The organism is Neobacillus drentensis (assembly GCF_036965245.1).
Classification (GTDB): Bacteria; Bacillota; Bacilli; order Bacillales; family Cytobacillaceae; genus Neobacillus; species Neobacillus drentensis_G.
Genome location: NZ_JBALPG010000146.1, coordinates 1 through 6713, shown reverse-complemented (window position 1 = coordinate 6713; position 6713 = coordinate 1). Strand labels below are relative to the sequence as shown.

General features: G+C 36.8%; 6 protein-coding genes and 1 pseudogene. 5 read left to right on the top strand and 2 right to left on the bottom strand.

The features are described from left to right. Nucleotides 1-359 precede the first annotated feature (359 nt). Nucleotides 360-1154 carry a YHYH domain-containing protein gene (locus V7150_RS22525; RefSeq protein WP_335522679.1) on the bottom strand — a complete coding sequence of 265 codons (795 nt, stop codon included), beginning with the start codon at nt 1152-1154 and terminating at the stop codon, nt 360-362. Between the two features lie 422 nt (nt 1155-1576). Here V7150_RS22525 and V7150_RS22520 point away from each other — a divergent pair, with 422 nt between their 5' ends. The 3 genes from V7150_RS22520 (at nt 1577) to V7150_RS22510 (ending at nt 3189) form a co-directional block, all read left to right on the top strand. Then, nucleotides 1577-2065, top strand: a complete 489-nt coding sequence (locus tag V7150_RS22520) for a hypothetical protein (RefSeq protein WP_335522677.1) — start codon at nt 1577-1579, stop codon at nt 2063-2065. Between the two features lie 78 nt (nt 2066-2143). After that, the gene (locus V7150_RS22515; RefSeq protein ID WP_335522675.1) at nt 2144-2773 is read left to right on the top strand and encodes an SMI1/KNR4 family protein; all 630 of its coding nucleotides are present in this window, start codon (nt 2144-2146) and stop codon (nt 2771-2773) included. A gap of 161 nt (nt 2774-2934) precedes the next feature. Continuing rightward, complete coding sequence (locus V7150_RS22510) at nt 2935-3189, top strand: DUF7660 family protein (protein ID WP_335522674.1); 255 nt, start codon at nt 2935-2937, stop codon at nt 3187-3189. Nucleotides 3190-3322: 133 nt separating this feature from the next. Here V7150_RS22510 and V7150_RS22505 read toward each other — a convergent pair. Further along, nucleotides 3323-4546: pseudogene (locus V7150_RS22505) on the bottom strand (IS110 family transposase). Between the two features lie 484 nt (nt 4547-5030). Here V7150_RS22505 and V7150_RS22500 point away from each other — a divergent pair. Beyond that, nucleotides 5031-5525: a DinB family protein gene (locus V7150_RS22500; protein WP_335522672.1), complete on the top strand. Its 495-nt coding sequence runs from the start codon at nt 5031-5033 to the stop codon at nt 5523-5525. Between the two features lie 673 nt (nt 5526-6198). Then, nucleotides 6199-6681, top strand: a complete 483-nt coding sequence (locus tag V7150_RS22495; RefSeq protein ID WP_335522671.1) for an ankyrin repeat domain-containing protein — start codon at nt 6199-6201, stop codon at nt 6679-6681. Nucleotides 6682-6713 lie beyond the last annotated feature (32 nt).

The window sequence follows — 6713 nt, the reverse complement described above, 5'->3', positions numbered from 1 at the left end:
CAATAAGATGTGGGTAAAGACGCTAGACGAAAAACAGTGGTCGATATATAACGCAGATGAATTATTAGAAGAGTTGCAAATTAATTATGATAAACAACTAAAAAAAGCAAATTAATTGTTTTCACTCGTTGTAATTACGAGTGTTTTTTGGGTATGGGCAAAAACCATTACTTAATCAAATAAAATCAGAAAACTATATAGAAAGATTATTTATCTCTTGTTGTGCTAACGGGTGCGTTTGTTGAATAAAGCATATAAAATTTGATATAAAAAATGGCTCAGAATTTGAACTGAGCCATTTTTTTATTTTGTTTTTGAACTTCATTTCTAGCTGGATATTCAGCCCTAGAACCGCGTAATCATTGTGGTGGGGTCTCTACTTTTTGTTTCTTTTTCTTCTTTCTATAAAAAATGAAAGAAGGCACCGCAGTTACTCCTACGGCAGTAGTGGCCCACCAATATTTTTGAAACGCAAGGTAGATGGTATAATCGAGCGGATTACCTGCACCGCCTTCCATATAGCCTTTATGGTATCCCTTTTTGTAAGAGCCTAACTGGCTGCTGTCGATTTTCTCTTCGTAATCATCGTAGGTGTAACCTTCCTGCGCCGCTTCGTATCCCTCGTCGTATCCCATTTCATAGATTAGTTTGTCCGAATACATATTCCAATCTTCTGTTTCACTCGTACTGGCTGGTTCTATCGAAACCGCTTTTTCTTCCTCTTCAGATGGAGCTTCCGCTTCGTCCCAGCCTTCTTGATAGCCCTCTTCATAGGAGGCGGGGTCGTAATCCTCTGAGTTGCCGGAATCGAAGTCAACTCCATCCTGGTTATCGGCATAGCCTTGATCATATCCTTCCTGTTTGCTCGTTTCATAGCAAACTTCCAACCCAGCGTCGTGCCCCTCTTTAATGCCTTTTTCAAATCCATCTCCGTATGTCTGTGACCCCTCCCACCACCATTTGTAATCTTCCTCGCATTGAGACGTATAACTATATGCTACCTCGTAGCCCTTATTGTAACCTTTAGTAAAGTCATCCGTTCCATTTGAATTTCCGTTGTGATAGTGATATTCTCCATACCCCAGCCCCCAGTCGTCGCAATTGGTCCGGCACGTATGACCGCCATTTGCGTCGGTATTTCCGGGATGCGCCAATACGAGATTGGTAGAATGCAGAAACAGAAAAATCATCACCACCAACCAAACGCTTACCCTTTTCCCCATCTCATTTCCCTCCATCGAACCCACCGTTCTTTTCTCTCTGGCAGGTACATTATAGTACTATCTTCCTATTTATGGATGTTTTCCTAGGAAATTGTATATAAAAAAGCCACTCATATGAATGGCTTCTTCGCATCTATAATTCTGGATATCTCCAAAATTCCGGAGACCCTAGTTGTAGACAATGAATTTTCTCGATAAAGAAAGAAGGATTTTCTCTTGCTGCTGTTTGAATCTTCTTTTTGGCCCAGCTACTGGGATGGTCAAACCCCATTTCTTTAGCTAACGGTTGCAGTATAGTTGAAGAAGAAGTGGTATAATTTTACTAAAAATCAATAATAAAGTGAGGGGAAAAAATGTATTCAATTGATGGCAATGATAAGGTTGTAGAATTAAATGAAATGCCCCAATCATCTGTCGGTGCCCCAATTCCTGTTGTTTTGTCTGTTGAGTCAAAGACAGTAGTTGCATATTATATTCAAGATAATGAATTGGATTTTGAGAGTGAGTTTGAACCAATTGCAATTATTTCTTTTGAAGGATGTCGTTCTACAATGTTTGGACCTCCTAATGATGAGACTTTTAGTGGTCATCCTTTATATTCAAAAGGCTTAAGACCTTATTCTGCATTCATAATAGAAAATTCTTCTTGGTTAAGAAAATTGATTGAAATGAACTCTGTACATCCCTATCATAATGAAACACAATTTAATGATTATAAACACTATGTGTTGTCATTTCACGATTCTACCTTTGAATGTATAGCTGAAAGTTATAGCATTGAAATAGTAAACGATACGATCTTAAATGTGATTAACCTAATGAAGGAAAAAATAAATTTTTAGCATTTATGCTTATTAAAGTAACGGGTGTAAGAGTTTAGGACGGACTGATGAGGCTTTCCCTTTTTTCTTACCATAAAGTTGGTTGAAGAAGGCTTCATTGAGAAGTGTAATTGTTCAATAGTAGTGATCATTTTAGGAGGGTATATGACTTTGGATTGTGCCTATATTGTAAAGACATTAAAAGATCAGGGTGTAAAGTTTTCGCAGGGGTTAAAAGATGACGAAATTATTGATATTGAAACACTTTACAATTTTAAATTCCCTCCAGATTTAAAAGAATTTTTGATGTATTCATTACCTGTTTCTAAAGGGTTTATAAATTGGAGGGACAATGGTAGAAAGAACATAAAACAAATTTATGAGCGTTTGGAAAGTCCGTTAGAAGGAATAATTTTTGATATTGAAAACAACAGTTTTTGGATAGATAATTGGGGTAAAAAGCCTGAATTATTAAATAAATCCATTGAAATTGCTACAAAGGAATATTATAAAGCTCCTAAACTTATACCGATATATTTCCATAGATATATTCCTGCTATCCCTTGTGAAAGTGGGAACCCAGTATATTCCGTACATCAAACCGATATAATTTTCTATGGTAAAAACTTAGAAAATTATTTTATGGTTGAATTCGATATAGAGAAACACGAGGAGATTGACTATGAAAACATTAAAGAAATTCCATTTTGGAGTAATTTAGTGGGATAGCTCCAGTTTACTTGAATCCTCCTTATTCACACTAACGGGGGCAAGAGTTGAAGATCCAGCTGCCATTTTTGGCGGCTTTTCTTATTGAAGTAACGGGAGTTTAGTGAAAGAAGGGAAAGCGTAACTTTTGACGAAATTTATTATAAAAAGGTGGTTTAGAGATGGAATTATATGAAAAAGTAGAAAACGTAAATAGTCGAGAAGATTTAATCGAATTTATAAATCACTTGAGAATGGATTTACAAACAAATAAGGATGAGTGGGAGAATATAACACTTGAAGATTTTTTAGAAGCTATGGAGGCTTGGGTTAATGATATGGAAGGATATTATTCGAATTCCAATCAATCAGTTCCAAAACAACCATCTTGGAAGACTATTGCTGACATTCTTTACGCTTCAAGTATGTATGAATGATATTCAACTACTATGAAAATTCACTTCTGTAATACCCGAAAAAAGGCAATACTGAAGAAGACGCAGCTCATTCATTTTTTTAAAACGGAAGAGAGCGATAATTCATCGATCTAATGTTTGTATGAGAGTTGGATTAAGAGGCTTCTGGTTCTTGTATTGATACAACATAACCAAAGCTTTCAAGCCTTTTTAAGGAATGCCGAACAATAGATTGTTGTCTTTGTTTGTCGAAGTAGTCTTCGCCTAAATCTACATACATTTCTTTACGGGCTAAAAGATAATAAGCGATTCTTAACATCGCGTGGGCTACAACGATTCCAGCTTTTTTCTTTCCCTTTCGGGATGCTGTACGCCAATACAGTGCACCGAGATAGTTTTTTGATCCTTTAACTGAATGAGCTGCTTCTATTAATGACGATTTTAAATACTTATTTCCTTTTTTTGTCTTAGATGATTTCCTTTTTCCGGCACTTTCGTTATGACCAGGAACCAATCCTGCCCAGGAACACATATGAGCTGAAGTTGGAAATTGATCCTTAACATTGTTTCCTAGTTCAGCCATCATTTGTTCTGCCATTCGAGTTGCGATACCAGGAATGGAATCAAGTCGGTCTATATCTTCTTGTTAAGAACTTAACCTTTGAGCAACTTCTTGATCCAACATATCAATTTGCTCTGTAAGGAAATCAATGTGTTTCAAAATCGTTTTTAACATCAGGCGTTGATGATTATGGATATATCCATTAAGAGATAGCTCAAGTTCCTCTTTCTTCTTTTTTAATGTACGTCGAGCAAGGCTTGCTAGTTTCTCAGGATCTTCTTCACCCTCAGCTATTGCACGAAGCATTTCCTTGGCTGAAACTCCCATAATGTCAGAAACAACCGATCCGAGTTTGATGTTCGCACCTTCCAACACTTTTTGGATTCGGTTGATTTGTCTTGCTCTTTCTTCAATAATACTCCGACGATAACGTACAAGTTCTCGTAACTCTCGTTGGTTACGATTTGGAATATAACTAGGTTTTAGTAGTCCGTGACGTAGAAGTTGAGCAATCCACTCTGCATCCTTAACGTCGGTCTTGCGACCTGGGAGTGCCTTCATATGTTGGGCATTCACCACTAAAAACTCAATACCTTCAGCTTCTAGTAGGTTAACGATAGGTTTCCAGTATACGCTTGTACTTTCCATGGCAACATGGGTACATTTATGTTCCTTAATCCAATCAATTAACTGAAGTAAAAATACTGTTTTAGTGGAAAAAGTTTTAATCTCCTTTCCTTCATTTGTCATAACGCAGGCAGTAATGTTATCTTTATGGACATCCATTCCACACGCTCTTTCAATGATAACATCCATTGAAAACTTCCTTTCTACGGCACTTATTATTGGAGGCTGGTGCAGCAACCAGAATTAGGATTAATCTACTATGAGTGCTTCCCGTAAGGGAGCGACAGTCAGTGGTGCACCGTGGTCGTTGGAGTCAGACTAACGGATGGGCTCTAACGTACCATAGTTTATCGACCTTACTCTCCCAGCCGTAGAATCAGTATTGACGGTTCTAATTCATTTTCATTCTCTGTGGTGCAGCGATGATTTTTCCGCTGCATGGATGGCTAACGGGTGCATTACTGGAACAACGGTAATGCTCTTTTCTTCTTCAAGTAACTGGCAGAATAGTTGAAAAATAATTAATACGATAACCTAATCTTTTAGAAGGTGAAATAATGGAACAAGTAATAAAAGAAATTCTGTCTAGAGGAATACTCTTTAACTGAAGCGAATCTATTGTAAGGTAAGCAATAATAAATTCAATCTAGGATTAAATTGGAGGGAATAGAAAATGGATGTAAAAACACTATTGTTACAGCAATGGGCAAGCTGCTTAGATGAAGAAGACTGGTTTCCACCACTTGAAAAAGTGCTAGAGGACATCACTTTTGAACAGGCAATTTGGAAACCAGCTGATGGGGCAATGAATTCCATTTGGGAATTAGTTTGTCATTTACTTTTCTATGAAAAGAGATTTCTGATGCGATTTCTTGGTGAAACAGCTAATGAACCACAGGCAGAAAATAATGAATCTACATTTCGATTACCTACTGAGACGTTAGAAAATTGGAAGGAAACAAAACAAGAATACTTTTATGTTCATCGTGAACTTGGAAAAATACTAGCAAAATCAGAACATGAAGATTTGTATAGACAGATTCCAGGAGAAGATAATTCATTAGTGCTTGAACTGAAGAGTTTAGCATTGCACGACGCATATCATATTGGGCAAATTGTATTCCTAAGTAAAATGCAAGGAGCTTGGCCAGAGAAACGCAGCTTTTAAAAAAGCTTCATTAGCTTTACAGTTATTCCATTATAGGGGGCTTTAATGGAATAAGAACGGGAACGTCCAAATCGGACGTTCCCATATTTTATACCTGAAAAACAACAATACTATTTAACAAAGCCTAAGATAAAAAAAGTTTGTGAAGATTTTCACTTAAACTCCCATGAAAATAAAAACTGAAAAAGTGCATACGAAAATAGACTCTTAAAAACCAGTTTTTAAAAAAAGGCTGAGCCTCTTGAAGGATCGAATATAGAGTTGGAAGATGTATCGAATTGTCATACCCTGCTACTTAAAATGAAATAGGTAAAGCTGGCGCAACAACCAGAAAAAGGATTAATCTCCCATGAGTGCTACCCCTAAAGGGTGCGACAGTCGGTGGTACACCGTGGTCGTTGGAGTCAGACTAACGGATGGGCTCAAAGGCACCATAGTTCAAAGACCTTCTTCGCCAGCATTAAAACAGTATAGACTTCCTGATCCATTTTCATTCTCTGTGGTGCAGCGCCGGTTTTGCGCTGCATGGATGGCTAACGGGTGCTTGAGCTCAAGATGGATCGCTGATGAGGTCAATTTTCTTATTTGACTAACTGGCAGTTTACTTGAAGAAGGAAACCGATAGTGACAAGGAGAAATATAATTTTACAGTGTAAAAAAATGGAGGGGAAATATGCCTACTGAAAAAGCAGATTTATTTACTTTGGCAAGATTTGGGGATTTTGAGTCATTTAAGAAGAAATTCTTATTAGATGAAATCAACAAAAAAGATAAGAACGGGTCAGGGTTATTACACTATTCTATTGCTGGAAAAAATTTTGATATATCCTTGTTCCTAATACATAACGGTATTGATGTAAATATTACATCAAAAGATGGTCATACAGCGTTACATTTAATTTGTGAACGACCAAATTTAGAAGTAGCACAAGAAATTCTTAAATGTGGTGGAGACATAAACATTAGAGACAAAAAATTCGGTAATAGTGCATTATGGTCAGCAGTTTTTAATTGTAAGGGCAGGTATTACGATATGGTTGAACTTTTTATGCAGTACAATCCAGATATAACCACTAAAAATAAAGCAGGGATGTCGCCACTAGATTTTGCAAAGCAGGTAGGAAATTCTAAATTGATTGAAATTTTAGAAAGTTAGTCTTATTTCACTTCCATGAAAATTAAATTCTA